At 71.0% G+C, this 14,331-nt stretch carries 9 protein-coding genes; 4 read left to right on the plus strand and 5 right to left on the minus strand.

The annotated features are described in order from the left end of the window. Positions 1-34 precede the first annotated feature (34 nt). Both HDA31_RS22170 and HDA31_RS22175 read right to left on the minus strand, forming a co-directional pair. On the minus strand, positions 35-2,023 hold the full coding sequence (locus tag HDA31_RS22170; RefSeq protein ID WP_178063743.1) for an amino acid adenylation domain-containing protein: 1,989 nt from the start codon (positions 2,021-2,023) through the stop codon (positions 35-37). Continuing rightward, positions 1,999-2,250, minus strand: a complete 252-nt coding sequence (locus tag HDA31_RS22175; protein WP_178063742.1) for a hypothetical protein — start codon at positions 2,248-2,250, stop codon at positions 1,999-2,001. Before HDA31_RS22175 ends, HDA31_RS22170 begins: the two co-directional genes overlap by 25 nt. 264 nt (positions 2,251-2,514) lie before the next feature. Between HDA31_RS22175 and HDA31_RS22180 the strand changes: the two genes are divergently transcribed. The 4 genes from HDA31_RS22180 (at position 2,515) to HDA31_RS22195 (ending at position 4,898) form a co-directional block, all read left to right on the plus strand. Further along, entirely contained in the window at positions 2,515-3,396 is an 882-nt protein-coding gene (locus HDA31_RS22180) for a helix-turn-helix domain-containing protein (protein ID WP_178063741.1), read from the plus strand. Beyond that, entirely contained in the window at positions 3,389-3,577 is a 189-nt protein-coding gene (locus HDA31_RS22185; RefSeq protein WP_178063740.1) for a DUF397 domain-containing protein, read from the plus strand. Before HDA31_RS22180 ends, HDA31_RS22185 begins: the two co-directional genes overlap by 8 nt. A gap of 122 nt (positions 3,578-3,699) precedes the next feature. Next, the gene (locus HDA31_RS22190) at positions 3,700-4,335 is read left to right on the plus strand and encodes a Dag1 family anti-phage DNA glycosylase (protein ID WP_178063739.1); all 636 of its coding nucleotides are present in this window, start codon (positions 3,700-3,702) and stop codon (positions 4,333-4,335) included. Positions 4,336-4,532: 197 nt separating this feature from the next. Beyond that, positions 4,533-4,898, plus strand: a complete 366-nt coding sequence (locus tag HDA31_RS22195) for a hypothetical protein (RefSeq protein ID WP_219825010.1) — start codon at positions 4,533-4,535, stop codon at positions 4,896-4,898. Between the two features lie 188 nt (positions 4,899-5,086). On the opposite strand, the gene HDA31_RS33140 is transcribed toward HDA31_RS22195, so the two are convergent. The 3 genes from HDA31_RS33140 to pglW are packed head-to-tail and all read right to left on the minus strand — an operon-like array spanning position 5,087 to position 14,275. After that, positions 5,087-6,598 carry an HNH endonuclease gene (locus tag HDA31_RS33140; protein ID WP_246384470.1) on the minus strand — a complete coding sequence of 504 codons (1,512 nt, stop codon included), beginning with the start codon at positions 6,596-6,598 and terminating at the stop codon, positions 5,087-5,089. Between the two features lie 13 nt (positions 6,599-6,611). Next, the gene (gene pglX, locus HDA31_RS22205; RefSeq protein WP_178063737.1) at positions 6,612-10,136 is read right to left on the minus strand and encodes a BREX-2 system adenine-specific DNA-methyltransferase PglX; all 3,525 of its coding nucleotides are present in this window, start codon (positions 10,134-10,136) and stop codon (positions 6,612-6,614) included. Then, positions 10,133-14,275 (minus strand): BREX system serine/threonine kinase PglW, encoded by a 4,143-nt coding sequence (pglW, locus tag HDA31_RS22210; protein WP_178063736.1) that lies wholly within the window; start codon positions 14,273-14,275, stop codon positions 10,133-10,135. The genes pglX and pglW overlap by 4 nt, the downstream gene beginning before the upstream one ends. Positions 14,276-14,331: the final 56 nt, after the last annotated feature.

Here is a 14,331-nt window from a genome sequence, read left to right on the forward strand (position 1 = left end):
CCGGTTCTCGCGGCAAGCCAGGTGCCGGGCCCGTTCAGAAGGGATTCAGAGCTGCCAGGGCGGCGGGCAGGTCGTCGCCCTCGGCCAGCAGCACCGGCCCCTCGTCGGCGTGGCGGTGGATGGTGCAGCCGCCCCGGGTGAACCGGACGGTGAGCGGCTGGTCGGGGTGCCCGGCGGCGAGGCGCAGCAGGGCCGGCACCGGGTCGGCGGGCAGCGGCCGGGCGCCGGACCGGGGCACGGGGACCGGCGCGTCCGGGTCGGCGGGGACGGTCTCGGGGAGGGTGGCGTCGAGGCCCTCGACGCAGTGCGCCACGGCCGCCTCCGGGCTGGGCCGGCACGGCAGGTCGTCGGGGTGCACCGGGGCGGCCGGCGGGCGCAGCTCGACCGACCAGAGCACGCCGTGCGCCCGCAGCAGCCCAGCCGGGTGATTCCGCAGATCGACCAGATTGACCACCAGCGCCAGGTCCAGGCCGTGGGCGAGCCGGAGCAGCTCGGCCAGCGGCGGCGCGTCGGGGCGTACGGCGGTGACCAGCAGGCGCGCGGCGGGCAGCGCCGGGCCGACGGCGGCCACCTGCTCGGCCACCGGGTCCGCGCCCGCCCAGGGCAGGGTGACGTAGCCCTCGCGCACGTCCGGCGAGAGGTCGTGGCCGCCGTCGGCCTCGGCGAGGTCTTCCGGGCGTACGCCGAACACGGCCGCCCAGGCGGCCAGCCGGTAGCGTTCGGGGAGCCGGACGACGAGCCGGCCGCCCGCCCCGCCGCCCGCCGTGGTGACCGCCTCGGGTGTGCCGGCCCACCAGGCCAGGTGCACCACCCGGTGCCGCAGGTCGGTCAGGGTGAGCAGCGCCGCGTCGTGCACCCGGCCCGTGCCGCCGCAGGTCGTGCAGACGCGCCGGGTCGGGCGGCAGTCGGGGCAGCGGCGCTCGGGCAGCGGCGCACCGAGCCACGGCGGGTCCGGGGGCTCGGCCGCGCGTTGCAGCGGCGTCCGGGTGCGGCGGAGGACCTGCCCGGTGGACTGCTCGACCAGGGTTTCCACCGGCTCGCCGGTGCGCAGCCCGGTGTGCCACCAGCGGCCGTCCCGCCAGATCGCCTGCGCCCCGGGCCGCCCGTCGCCGCCCGGCGGCCCCGCGCAGTCGGCGCGGACGCGGCGGGCGACCCCGGCCACGTCGACCGTCGCCGCCGGCAGCAGCGGCCGGAGCGGGTCGGGGCACAGCGTGCGGGCGGGGGCGGCCTCGCCGCGTTCGCCCAGCCCGGCCAGCGCGTCGGCCACGTCGGTGGCCGCGAGGGCGGCGGCCAGGTCGGCGTACGCCGCCTCCGGCGGGTGGGCGGGCACCGGGGAGCCGGGCACCTCGTAGCGCACGGCCCAGCGCAGCTCCCCGTCGTGGCGGCGGGCCTCCACGACCAGGTCGAGCAGGAGCAGGTCGGCCAGCGCGCAGAGCCGGGCCAGCCGCCGCCCCGGGTCGACCGGGGGCGGGGCGGCCGACCGGCCCAGCCACACCCGCCACGCCGGCCGCGCGGCCTCCGCGACGGCCCGCGCTGCCAGCTCGTGCCGCTGCGCCGCCGGCAGGTCGGGCCGCCAGGCCGCCGGCAGCCGTACGCTCGGCGGCTCCCCGACGGTGGCGGGGGCGACGCCGGCCCGGGCGGCCAGTTCGCGCACCCGGGGCGTCAGCTCCACCGCCCAGCCGCCCGTCGCATCCGGGCGCGGGTCGAGGTCGGCCGGCAGCACCTCGTGGGAGGCGACCGCGCCGGTGTCCAGGTTGGCCACCGTGAGCACGAGCTGGGCTCGCAGCCGGCCCCGCAGCCCGCAGCGGCGGCAGGCCACGGCCACGCTGCCGGCGCCCCGGCACAGCCGGCACCGCCGGTACGGCTCCCGCTGCCCGCCGACGCCGCCGCCCGGCGCGTCGTCGGCCAGGTCGAGGTTGCCGTAGCGGGTGCAGCGGCACGGGTCGAGCCGGAAGGTCAGGCCGTCGCAGTCCGGGCAGGCGACGGTGGTCGCGGCGGTCACCGGGGCGGCCGGGCGGAGCACGGCCCGTCGTGGTCGGTGCGGCGGGCGCAGCGGCGGCGGTCGGGCAGCGGCAGGTCGCAGAAGACCGGTTCGCGTACGCCATGCTCGTCCTCGGCCGAGACGGTCGTCTGCCCGGCGTCCACCTCGGGCAGGAACGTCACCGACCGGGCCAGCGCCGCCGCGAATCGCCGGGCGGTGGGCAGGTCGGCGGCGGTGAACGGCAGGTGCACCACCCAGCGCCCGCTCACCGGCGGATCGCCTGGCGGGTGCGGACCGGACGGACAGGATGGGGAATCGCGCGCACGGCGCACCTCCTCGACGACCATTCGATGCGGCAATTAATGGGCCGTGGAAATTCCACGGCCATCGCCTTTGTCAGGGCCATCTTGTAAGGTCAGAGGCACTATCACAACGAATGCCCCCTCACACTGTTCCGCTAATCGTCCGCAACATTCGGTGTTCCAGAACGGGGCGTCGAGATGTTGCAAAACGCAACGGGGAAAGGAGGCCGGATGGCCGAGGACATGGGCTCGACGGTGCCGCGACGCCGGCTCGGCAAGGCACTGCGTGACCTGCGCACCGAGGCGGGCATCACCCTGGACGCCGCCGCCGAGGCGCTGGAGTGCAGCCGGCAGAAGGTGTGGCGCATCGAGAGCGGGCTCGGCTCCGCGCGCGGCGTCGACGTGCGCGCCATGTGCGAGTTGTACGCGGCGGCGCCCGACATGACCCGCGCGCTGCTCGCGCTGGCCGCCGAGACCAAGACGAAGGGCTGGTGGCACGCCTACGGCGACGCCATCCCCGACTGGTTCGAGCTGTACGTCGGCCTCGAATCCGCCGCCTCCCGGCTGCGCTTCTACAACGAATCGATGGTGCCTGGGCTGCTCCAACACCGGGACTACGCGCTTGGGGTCTATCAACACCGCACGGAGGTGAGCGACGAAGATCGGGAGCGCTTCGTACAGGTCCGGCTGCAGCGTCAGGCCCTGCTCAAACGTCGCCTGCCACCGCCGCCGAAGCTGGATGTGATCCTCTCTGAGGCAGCCTTGCTACGCACGGTCGGCGACGCTGCAACGATGGTGAACCAACTCCGTCACCTGTTGGCGCTGGCAGACATGGCAACGGTCTCGATCCGAATCTTGCCGCTCGCCGCCGGCCTGCACCGTGGCTCTGAGGCAGGTTCCTTCGTGCTGCTTGAGTTTCCGCTAGGAAATCGAGCGACCCCCGAGCCATCAGTGGTCTACAGCGAGTCATGGACGGGCGCTCTCTACCTCGACCGGCCCGAGGAGTTCAACGCTTACGAGAAGGTCTGGACAAGCCTGGATCTACTCGCCCTCGATGAAGGACAATCGAGGCACTTCATTAACAAGATCATCGGGGAGGTCCACCATGGCTGATCTGAGCAACGCCCACTGGCGCAAGAGCACCCGCAGCGGAAGCAACGGCGGCGAGTGCGTCGAAGTTGCCGACAACCTGGCGGGCATCGTCGCCGTACGCGACAGCAAAGACCCCCACGGCCCGGCGCTCACCTTCCCGGCCACCGCCTGGGCCACCTTCGTCGGCGCGATCCGCCGCTGACGCCGTAGCTTTGACCGCAGCAGCGCCCCGAGCGATCGGCAGGGGCGCTGCTGCTTGCTCCGCTGCCTCCGGCACCAGGCAGCAAGGCGCGATTCGCTCCAGACACCCCGAAGAGAGAACTGATGCCCGCATCATTGCAGCCAGTCCCGACGCCATCGCCCGACCAGGTGCGGGAGCACCTTGCACGTTGGCGTGAAGGCGACAACGAGAAGATCGATGCAGCGCTGAGGGTGACATTCGCAGCGATGCCCGAGAACACCGACATCGGTGCGGTCGGGGTCAAGGTCGCAGCACTGAACAGCCTTTACGCGACCGGCATGTTGGGCGTGCTTCAGGTCGCGCGGCACATCGTCAGCCGGGGCATCGACGCCGCACTGGCCGAGCCCGAGGTGAGACCCGACCTCATCGAAACGATCGCCAACGTTGAGTTCGGCAGCAAGAAGCGGCGCAACTACTCTTTTGCTACCAAGTACTGCAGCTTCCACAGACCGGACGTCTACCCCATTTACGACTCTCTGGTAGCCGAGGTTCTCAACACACTGCTCAAACAGGGCGAGACGTTCGACACCTTCACCCCTGGCGAGCGCTGGTCAGCCGACTATGCGGTCTGGCACCGCTCGATCAACAGGTTCCGCATCCACTACGGCCTTGAAGAATTCTCCATCCGGGAGATCGACAAATACCTGTGGACCCTGGGCAAGGATCGACAGGCCACACCCGCCGGCCAGCCCTCCGCATCTGATGACCCCCAGCCGTAGGCGGCACCCGACCAGGCACTCTGCTTCCTCGCCACCGCCCGAGCCTGATTCGTGAGAACCCTCGCGCGACCTACCTCCGACGACGCCCGTCGACCCGGGAACAGCGGACGACCGCGCTTTGGGCCGGTCGATAGAATCGCTCGGATCGAGCTGGGGAGAGGAAGTCGCGGATGGGCAATTTAGGGAACTATCAGGACATGACGACCCTCGCCAAGAAATTGGGTGGCCCAGCGGCGCTTCTTTTGGCGACTCTCGGCAGTGGATACGTCCTCGGTCGGGGCCTTGAGGCGGGCGGCAAGAAGGCGTTCAAAGCGGCGCTAGCCGCGTACAAGAAGAGGAACACGCCGTGCGCGACGAAAGGCCAGCTCTTCAGTGTCGTCACCGACGGTGAGGACAACAGGGGCTTGAAGCTCAGTGCAGGTGACGAGTACCGGGTTCTGGAGTGCGACGGCGATGCAATCCTCATCGAAGTCCTGAACGATGCCGACAACCCGTACTTCGTGTCCGGCGAGTTCCTGGCGACGATTTCAGACTTCCCGGCAGCGGACACAGGCGAGGTCTGAACCGGCGGCCGACCCATGCCCTGCGGACGAAGGCTTTCGCGGACTGGTTGACGAAGCTCCGCCAAGACAAGATCCGCGAAGACCTCGTCCTACCGGAGCTTCGTCCTCAATCAGCACGCGACACGTCGATACGGCAATGCCACCACGCACAGCCACTCATGATCTTCGAGCGGCCCCGGCCCTCTCCGTCATCCGGGAAGGCCGCAGAAGCGACGGTGGTGCTTCAGTCGCTTCGGGCTGATGCCGTGTTCCTCGTGCCGGTGCAGCCTGCCAATCTCCTTGTCGTCGCTCGTCCGGCGCACCACGAACTCGTCATCGATGTAGATGGCGAAGAAGTCGAACTGGACGTGGTGGTTGGGGCAGAGGCAGAGCAGGTTGCTGATCTCGTCGGGCCCGTCGTGCGGCTTCCCCAGCCCCTGGATGTGCGCAGCCTCGCTGTAGTACCCGTCGCGGGTCTCCAGCCGAACGCCGCAGACCTGGCACTGGTGGTCGTACATCTGCTTGATGGCCGCTGCGAACCTGCTGCTACGGACGATGCGCTCGACCTGGGCGGACTTTCTCTTGGCCGGCCCGCTCGCGCCCGGCTCACCGCCGGTCAGGGACGCCACGTCGATTGTGCCGGCAGCGGAGTCGTAGCCGGCGAGCCCGACCTGGCTCAACAGCGCCGGCCGGTCAATGCCGGGGGCCAACGCCCTGGACAGCATCGCCACGGCCCGGCCCCGCACCTCGACGTTGTCGAACAGCTCCGCGACGACTGGCAGAAAGCCCTGATAGGAACCCGTGGAACCGCCCGCTGTGGTCTCGCCGTGGAAACCTGAGGGGTCGACTTCCCATCCTTCCGGGGCCCTGACCTCCCACAGCCCGCTGCCGGCCAGAGGGCCCGACGGGTAGGGCATGGCCGCTCCGGGCCTGTCTGCCGCACCGTACCGATCGAGGATCGGCGTCAGGCTGGCGGACATGTCCTCCGACCGGACGAGCCGCTCCTCACCGGCCTCGATCCTTCCGATCGCCCAGAGGACCACCAACGGCAGGTTCCGCGCCGCCGGATCGTCCCTGCTGCGGCGCGAGGAGGTGACGAGATCCTGCAGAGCCGCGAAGAGTTGCTTGCGCTTCATCCGGGGCGCAGGCGGCTCGGGGGACGCATCCGGGCCGGGCATGGTCGGCAGAAGCGACGAGATAGCGGCGTATTGGGCGGCGGTGACCAGGGTGAGGCTGCGCAGCGGGTTGGGCAGCCCGAGTTTGGCCAGGATTGGCCCGGCCGGCACCGGCTGGTCGAACTGCTCGACCTCGCCCAGCGCCACGATGTGTTCCCAGGTCTGCCCGTCGTCGGCGGTCTGCCACACCCGCTTTGCCACCGCCGGATTCCGAAACAGGTGCAGGATCCGAGCCCGGGAGTAGAACGTCTTTCCGGCATAGAAGAGGACGTGGTCGCCAGCCTGGCGGTTCCGGAGCGCCCGGACCTTGGCGTTGTTCACCTGCTGACTCGGCGTCGAACCCCACAACCGGGCGACCCCATCCGGGTATAGGCGCCGCAGGATCGCCAGCTCGGGCCCGAGTTCCGCAGCGATCTCCGTCAACCGGATGCCCCGCTTGACCGAATGCTCGTAGTGCTGCGGGCCACGCTCCCTGGCCCCACCACGCAACTGCAGCAGCAACTGCGGCCTCTGGCTGGCTTGCCGCTGTTTCCCCTGGTCGCTCACACCCTCGTCCCTCCTACTCACCACTACTGGCCGGGGCGTTCAGCCCGCGAAGCGTGATCAAGGTCCGACGGTCGGCCCCGAGCTGGGACAGCTCGGCGTCGACCAGGTCCGTGAAGAACTGAGCCGGCGACCCGGGGAAGTCGGGCCGCTCATCGACGTACCACTGGTGCAGCCACGGCTCCAGCTCCGCGATGCCCGCCAGTAGCGGCAGCAGGCGTTCCGCCGGCCAGGCCGCCTGAAGCTTGCGGTCGAGGTAGACGGTCGCCAGCGCCTGGGCCTGCGCGAGGTGGTCCCACCCGGCCCAGCCGAGCAGCACCGTGCCGTCGTTGTCCCGGCCCGCCTTCGGGTACGAGATGAACCGCTCCTTCGGCACGTCGAGCTTGCCGCGCGCCCGCCAGTAGGATGCCTTGGCGAAGTCCGCCGAGCTGTACTTCGGCGGAACGTCTACCTGCACGCTCTCGCCCGCGTCCTCCAACCGCTGCTGCGCCCAGGTGCGCTCCCACTGCGCCCGCTTCCGCAGCCCGGACGGCTTGTAGCGGTCAACGGGCAGGTAGGGCACGTGCTCGTCGGCAACCAGCTTGGCGACCGTCTTCGTCAGGTCGTAGTCGTCGCGCCCGGCCCACAGCTCCAGCACCGAGCGGAAGTCGTCGTCGTGGCGCACCTTGTCCGCGAGCTGTGCCACCGACTGCGGCGTCGAACGGGTGCCCCACAGCTCCGGTGCCTCCAGCCGATCCAGGAGCCAGTCCCGCAGTGCCTTCGCCTGCATGGCGTCCCAGCCGTCGGTGGCCCACCGCCGCTTGCACTCCGGCCGCTCGATCAGCGCAATGTTGCGGTCCGACTCGATGCCCTCGATCCGCCGCTGCACCAGCGCCCGGTAGTCATCCGGCCAATGCGCAGGCAGCTCCGTGATTCTCTGAAACTTGTGGTTGCGATGTTCGAACCAAGTGGTGTCAGTTGCGCCAGCGTCGATCTCCCGTGCCATGTAGATTGCGAACGCCCGCTCACTTGAGCCAAGTCGGGGGGGATTCGCGCAAGTCAGATCGTCACTACACAGCCCGTAGAGTCGGTAGACCTCCCAGTCCATTTCTTCTTGCAGCGCAATCATTTCGCCCCGGATCAGGTCGTACTCGCGCTGCGCCGCACGCAGCCGCTGGCGGGTCGGGACCCCTGACTCCGCGACCGCCGCCGGGGTTAGTCTGGAGAGTCGCTTCGCCAGCGAATCGAGCGCCCGCGCCCGCGCCAACGGGAAGTCGCCCGGCAGCGGAAACTCCTGCAATTTGGTGCCGGTGAACTCAAATCGATGTTCCCACGGCTCGTCCGCCCCCGCCTGCTCAGCACCAGGTCGGCCCTTGTTGTGACTGACCTGTTTGAGCCAGAAGCAGGCGGTCGAACTGTTCAGCACCCCGAGCAGCCGCAGGTGCTCGTCCTCCGTCGCTCCCTCCGGCAACTTGATCACCGGTGCCGACTGCTTGAAGACCTTTCCGCCCCGGTCCAACACAAAGTGGTTGTGCGTCGCCACGAAAGCAAAGGAGATGGAGTTCGGGTTCCTGAAGCGAGCAGCAAAGAACATCGAGTACTCGAACCAGGCCAGACCCCGCTGGATCTGACTTTGTCCGTAGGCAACGCGGTCAACAAGGATTCGACGCAACGGCCACAGAACCTGATTCAGCGCAGGGCAGTTTTGAGCGGATAGGGTAGATTCGTCATAAGGCCAAATAGATGCAACCGGGCCTTCGATCACCCAATCACGGGTTACGTCGCCTTCAACTATCGGCCGCTGGAACCTGATGGGGACTGATCGGCGATGCAGAAATCCTGCACCAACCATGTAGGCACTATCCTCCCGGGTCACAGCACCGAATCCGATCTCGGAAACCGACTCTTGAAGCAGGGAGTGAGCGTTTCGACGAAGTGAGAGCATCACGTCAGAAGCCCCACCACCACTGAGGCTCCAAGGGTGAGATTTCAGCCGCCCACGTGGCGTATCTACAACGCTTACCCAATCTGCGGCATCCCGACGCCCTTCTACACCATCCACGATGGCAGACCAGACCAGACCAGCAGCCGGATCGGCTGGCTGCGATGGCTCGCCGCGAACTCCAAGAATGGTGAGGACTTTCTCCGAATGCCGGCGACTTTTGGCACGTCCGATCAGGATGACCGTCGGCGTGCCGTGACCCGGAATGTACGCTCCGGAGGTGTCGATGACCTCCGTCAACTCAACCTGATGCGCGAAGTAGTCTTCGATCAGCTTCTTACCGAACTCGCGCTTCATGAAGGCGTTTCCGGTGATCTGGCCGACGTGACCCGCCCCGTCGCCGTGCTCGTCGGAGCGCTTCGCCAAGTCGAAGAAGCGCTTGGCGAACGGCACCGTCAGCGCGTACTGCCGGTGGCAGACGTCGGGGTAGATGTCGCGGTAGAGCTTGTTGCGGGCCGAGTCCGCCACGGTGATGTACGGCGGGTTGCCGACCACCACCGTGTACTGCCCCTCTTCGAGGTAGTCGGCGAGCATGTCGGCGTCCTCGGTCGCGTACGCGAAGCCGCTCTCGCCCTTGGCGTACTCAAGAAGGTCGCCCTGGTGCCGGGACTTGCGCCCCCAGTGCAGCAGTGAGTCGCCCGTCGCCACCCGCACCGGCCAAGCCGGCGTGCGCTCCAGCGACGTGAGCCCGCACTCCTTCATCGCGGCGACCAGCAGCCGGAACCGGGCGATCGCCACCGCGAACGGGTTGATGTCCACGCCGGTCACCTGGCCGAGCGCCCGCTCGACCAGCACCCGCACGTCCGTCGCCGGCTCCCGGTCCCGCCACTTGCGCACCAGCCGGCCGAACGCGCCGAGCAGGAAGTGCCCCGACCCGCACGTCGGGTCGATGACCGACGTGTCGGGCAGGCCGAACTCCTTCACCGCCGGCTCGAAGGTGCGGTCGAGGATGAACTCCTCCACGAAGTCCGGCGTCTGCAGCAGCGCGTACGTCTTCTTCGCGTGCGCCGACAGGTCCTGGTAGAGGTCGCCGAGGAAGCGGGTGTTCAGGTCCTCCACCCGCAGCGAGGCCAGCCCCGGGCCGCGCCGGAAGAACTCCGACAGCTTCTCGGCCGCCTCGCCGGAGATGTCGAACCGCCACACCGGGTTGTGCTCGTCGAAGATCTTGCCGGTGGCGCGCAGCCCCCGCAGGTACGTGAACGCCTCGCGCAACCAGTGCCGGTCGTTGTGCCGGGGGTTCTCGATCAGGTACTGCTGGCGCTCCTGCACCGCCCGCTCGACCGGGGCGGTCGGCTCCGGGCCGCCGATCCACAGCGGCTCGACCAGCGCGTTGTCCTCGCAGAAGCGCACGAAGACGCAGCCGAGCACCCACGCCACCGCCGCCTGGTCGAGGACGTCCTCCAGCCAGGTTTCGAACGTCCCCGCCGTACGCCGGGCGTCCTTGGCCTGGCCGTGCTCCTTGCGCAGCGACGATTCCAGCTCGGAGTCCCCGGCGACCACCGTACGCAGGTCGTCGGTGAGGGCGGTGACCTGGGCCTGTAGGGCCTTCAGGGGGATCATCGGGTGGCGTTCCTCTGCTGTTGTGCGGGGGCGGCGGCGCTCCACTCCTCCGGCAGCCACAGGGACTGGCTGGCCGGGGAGGTGAGCGGGAGTTGTCGACCGTCGAGCAGCACCGGCTCGGTGCGGCGGACGGGGACCAGCAGCAGCCGGGCGGCGGGGCGCGGCCGGGTGGGGTCGGCCAGCTCCTGGACCAGCCGGAGCTGGTCGTAGCGGGCCAACGGCGCGGCCTCGGTGATCAGCACCGGCCCGGGGGCCTCGGCGAGCCACCGCTCGACGGCGGGCAGCACCTCGTGCTGGAACAGCTCCACAAGGGAGCGAAAGTCGGCATCCGTCGGCGAGCCGGTGTCGGCGGCGACGATCGCCTCCCAGGGGAAGCTGAGCGCCCGCAGCCGCTCCAGCGTGAGCGCGGTGACGTCGACCTCGGTGAGGTCGTAGCGCTGCAGCAGGGCCCGACGGGCGTGGGCGGTGCGCCGCACCGAGGTGAGCGCCACCAGGAAGCCGCGCCGGCCGATGACGTCGTGCAGCCGCCGGCTGACCTGCGCGGCGGCGTCGGGCTCCAGGATCGGGCCGACCGTGCTCTGCATGCGGGTGCCGGTGACCGAGGAGGTGCGGTCCGGCGGGGCGTACAGGCCCGCCGACACGTCCCAGACCAGCGGGATCGTCTCCCGCAGCAGCCCGTCGAGCTGCGGCCGGGGCGGCAGCTCCTCGGCGCGGGGGAAGCGGGCGCGCACTCTGGCGCGTACCGCGTCGGGGTCGAGTTTCTGGCCGACCAGCGCGCCCGCGGCGAGGCGCAGCGCGCGCCCGGCGGGCATCTTCGCCGGGTAGAGCTGGCCCTGCGCGTTGACGGCGGCCCTGCCCCCGCTGCCGGCGGCGGCGAGCTGCAGCAGCCGGGCGTCGCTCAGCGGCGGGGTGCCGGCGGGCGGCGCTTCCAGCGCCCGCAGCTCCTCCACCGCCCGCGCCCGGGTGGGCAGCGGGTCCGCGCCGGCCAGCTCGGTGGCCCGCCGCCCCAGCCGGGTCACGTAGCCGAGCAGGTCGTCGGCGGTGCGCTCGATGCCCGGGTCGTCGGGCTCCCGGCCGACGAGCACGGTGTCGCAGTCGCGCAGCCGGTGCATGGCCACCCGGGCGTCGCCGCCCCGGGCCAGCTCGGTCTCCACGGCGGCCCGGACCAGGCCGATGGCCTGCGCGGTGCGTTTCGGCTCGACGGTGTACGAGCCGCGCGCGGCGACCAGCGCCTCGGCGATCTCCTCGGCGGAGGCCACCCCGCCCCGCCCGTCGAGCACGGCGACGATCTCGTCGCCGACCAGGCGCAGGGCCACGTTCGGCTGCCAGTCCCGGGCGACGACCCGCCGCAGCAGGGTGGAGATCTGCGGCTGCTGCTTGCCGGCCACCCGCGCCACGTCCGACTGGGACGGCCAGCGCAGATACCGGCCGTCGGCGTCGGGGGCCTGGCCGAGGAGCACCTGCACGGCGGTGCGGTGCCAGGCCGTGCGGTCGGTGACCGCCGGCAGCAGGGTGGCGCAGAGCGCCTCGACGCCCTGCGCGTAGGGGCGGGCGGCGGCGGCCGGCTCCGGCTCGGCGTCCAGCAGGTCCCGCAGCTCCCGGACGCGGGCCAGGATCTCCTTGCGGGTGGCGTCGGGCACGCCCCGGGCCCGGGTCAGCGCCGACGGCTCGGCGTCCAGCAGCTCGCCGACCGTGGTGATGCCCAGCCGCTCCAGCGCCGAACGGGCCCGCGCGGTCAGCTCCGCGCCCTCCAGCGGCGAGGAGCGGCCCAGCGGGGCGGCCCCGCCCGTGTCGTCGGTGGCCGCCGCCGGCTCCGGGATCTCCCGGAACACCGCCCGCCAGGCGTCGGTCATCTCGTCGAGGGTGTCGAACCGGTCGGCGGTGTCCCGGGCGAGGGCCTTGGCGAAGAAGGCGACCAGCCGGTCGGCGACCGAGGGGTCGAAGGCCGCCGGGTCGAGGGTCACCTCGTCGCTGACGGCGGCCGGGTTGGCGCCGTTGCCCCAGCGGGGCAGCGTGCCCGTCGCCATCTCGTACAGGGTGACGGCGGCGGCGAACCGCTCGGCGGCGGCGTCGAACCGCAGCCGGCGCGGCGGCCCGAGGAACGGGTCGAGGTAGGCGGTGGTGCCGGCAGTGAGCTGGTCGGCCGGCACGCCCGCCAGGGAGAAGTCGAAAATGCACAGGTGGGGCTGCTTGTCCTTCGGCCGGGGCCGGGCCGCCAGGTTGGCCGGCTTGATGTCCCGGTGCCACACCCCCTGCCCGTCCAGGAACGCCACGATCTCCAGCAGGTCCCGGCCGTAGCGCTCCAGCAGGTCCAGCGCCAGCCGGCCGCCGCGCAGGTCCTCGGCGAGGGTGCGGTCGCCGGCGTTCTCCAGCAGCAGTGCGGTGCGGTTGCCGACCTTGATCGGGCCCTGCACCAGCGCCGCCACCCTGGAGTCGCGCAGCTTGTCGACCGTGCGGGCCTCGGCGGCGAACCGGTCGGCGTACTGCTCGTCCCGGGCCACCTTGAGCACCAGCTTGTCGCGCCCGTCGGAGGTGTCGCCCCGGGTGACGGCGAGGGCGATCGCGGTGGCCCCGCTGCCCAGGTTGCCGAGCACGGTGAGGCCGCCGTCGAGCACGTCGCCCCGGTGGGCCTGCAGCGGGTCGACCACCGGCTCCGGCTCCGGGGCGGTCAGCTCCTCCCAGACCAGGTCCAGCCAGGTGAGGAACTCCCCCACCCGCGCCATCCGCTGCGCCGGGTCGCCCCGCGTCGCGTCGTAGACGGCCGAGACCAGCGCCGTCGGCATGCCGTCGGCGACCGCGTCCAGGCGCAGGCCGCCGTCGGCGACCGCCGCGAGCAGATCCTCGGCGGAGGCCGCCGGCTCGACCCCGGCGAAGATCCGGTACGCCAGCGCGCCGAGGGAGAAGATGTCGAGCTGGTGGCCCGGCAGCCCCTCGACGACGGCCGCCTCGGGGGCCTGGTAGCGGCGGACCACGTCGTCGAAGAACAGTTCGAGGCTGGCCGGGTCGGTCGGGGAGCCGAGCGTGGTGGCCCGGGTGCCCGGCAACCGGCCGCCGGTCTGCCAGTCCGTCACCACGAGGGTCGGGCGGGCGCTGTCCGGGTCGCAGACGAAGACGGCCCGGGGGTTCAGCGAGCGGTGCGACAGCCGTCGGGAGTGGGCGTGGTCGACGATCTCGGCGAGATCCTGCACGAGCTGGAGGCGCTGGGCCAGCTGCAGCCGACCGTCCCGCTCGGCGAGCCACTGGTCGAGGCGTACCCACTCCTTGCGGTGGTCGAAGACGACCGCCGGCCCCCACGGGTGCTCGACCAGGTCGAGGGCGCGGGCGATGCCCGGGTGGTGGATGCCCTGCAGCAGCCGGAACTCGCGCTCCGCCGCCAGCTTGATCGTCGGTACGTCCTCCTCGGCGGCCCGGCTGGTCAGATAGAACCGGACCCGGCGCAGCAGCTCGCCGCCGACGGTGTGGTCGGCGAGGAAGTCCTGCCAGCCGATGCCCTCGGCGAACGGCCGCTGGTGCAGCACGAGCTGGTTGACCCGGCGGTCGGCGACGGAGGGGCGGATCCGCGCGCCCTTCACCAGCTCGACGATCTGCCGGCCCCGGACGGCGTCGACGTGGTGCCGGGCGTCGAGCGGCTGGGCGAGCAGCATCTCCTTGAGGCTGGGCAGCTTCGCGGCAGCGTGACCGTCGAGGCCGTAGACGTGCTGGCGGCCGATCTCGTCCAGCTCGGAGCGCGAATCGCGGGCGTGCAGGAAGACCGCCGCCTGGACGTACGGCACGCGCGCGCCGGGCGGAGCGTACTGCTGGATGACGCTGCGCAGCCGCTTCGCCTTGCGGTTGGCCAGGACCAGCGGGCTGTCGAGCACCTGCGTGCGGCCGTTGGGCTTGTGCCGCCGCCACTGCTGGCCGTCGCCGGAGACCCGGCCCTGCCAGTGCTTGAGCTCCAGCACGTAGAGGCCGCTGCGGGTGAGCACCAGCGCGTCGACCTCGTTGATGGAGCCGTCGGTGCCGACGAACTCCACGTTGGCCCACGCGTGGTAAGGCTCGGCGTCCGGCAGGTATGCGGCCAGCTCGCGCAGGCCCTCCTGCTCGTGCTGGTAGGCGCTCGGATTGATCTGCTCCCAGCGCGGTGAGTCCTCACGCATGCCGTGCCCTGCGCCCCCGCGCCGCCATGACGGTCACTCCCACCTATTCAGCTTTT

Origin of the sequence: Micromonospora carbonacea (genome assembly GCF_014205165.1) — a bacterium.
Lineage (GTDB): Bacteria > Actinomycetota > Actinomycetes > Mycobacteriales > Micromonosporaceae > Micromonospora > Micromonospora carbonacea.

Excerpts from the sequence above, each read along its gene's own strand:
- pglW (WP_178063736.1), bottom strand. The coding sequence starts at position 14,275 with ATGCGTGAGGACTCACCGCGCTGGGAGCAGATCAATCCGAGCGCCTAC.
- HDA31_RS22180 (WP_178063741.1), top strand. The coding sequence starts at position 2,515 with ATGGCCGAGGACATGGGCTCGACGGTGCCGCGACGCCGGCTCGGCAAG.
- HDA31_RS22185 (WP_178063740.1), top strand. The coding sequence starts at position 3,389 with ATGGCTGATCTGAGCAACGCCCACTGGCGCAAGAGCACCCGCAGCGGA.
- HDA31_RS22195 (WP_219825010.1), top strand. The coding sequence starts at position 4,533 with ATGACGACCCTCGCCAAGAAATTGGGTGGCCCAGCGGCGCTTCTTTTG.
- HDA31_RS22190 (WP_178063739.1), top strand. The coding sequence starts at position 3,700 with ATGCCCGCATCATTGCAGCCAGTCCCGACGCCATCGCCCGACCAGGTG.
- pglX (WP_178063737.1), bottom strand. The coding sequence starts at position 10,136 with ATGATCCCCCTGAAGGCCCTACAGGCCCAGGTCACCGCCCTCACCGAC.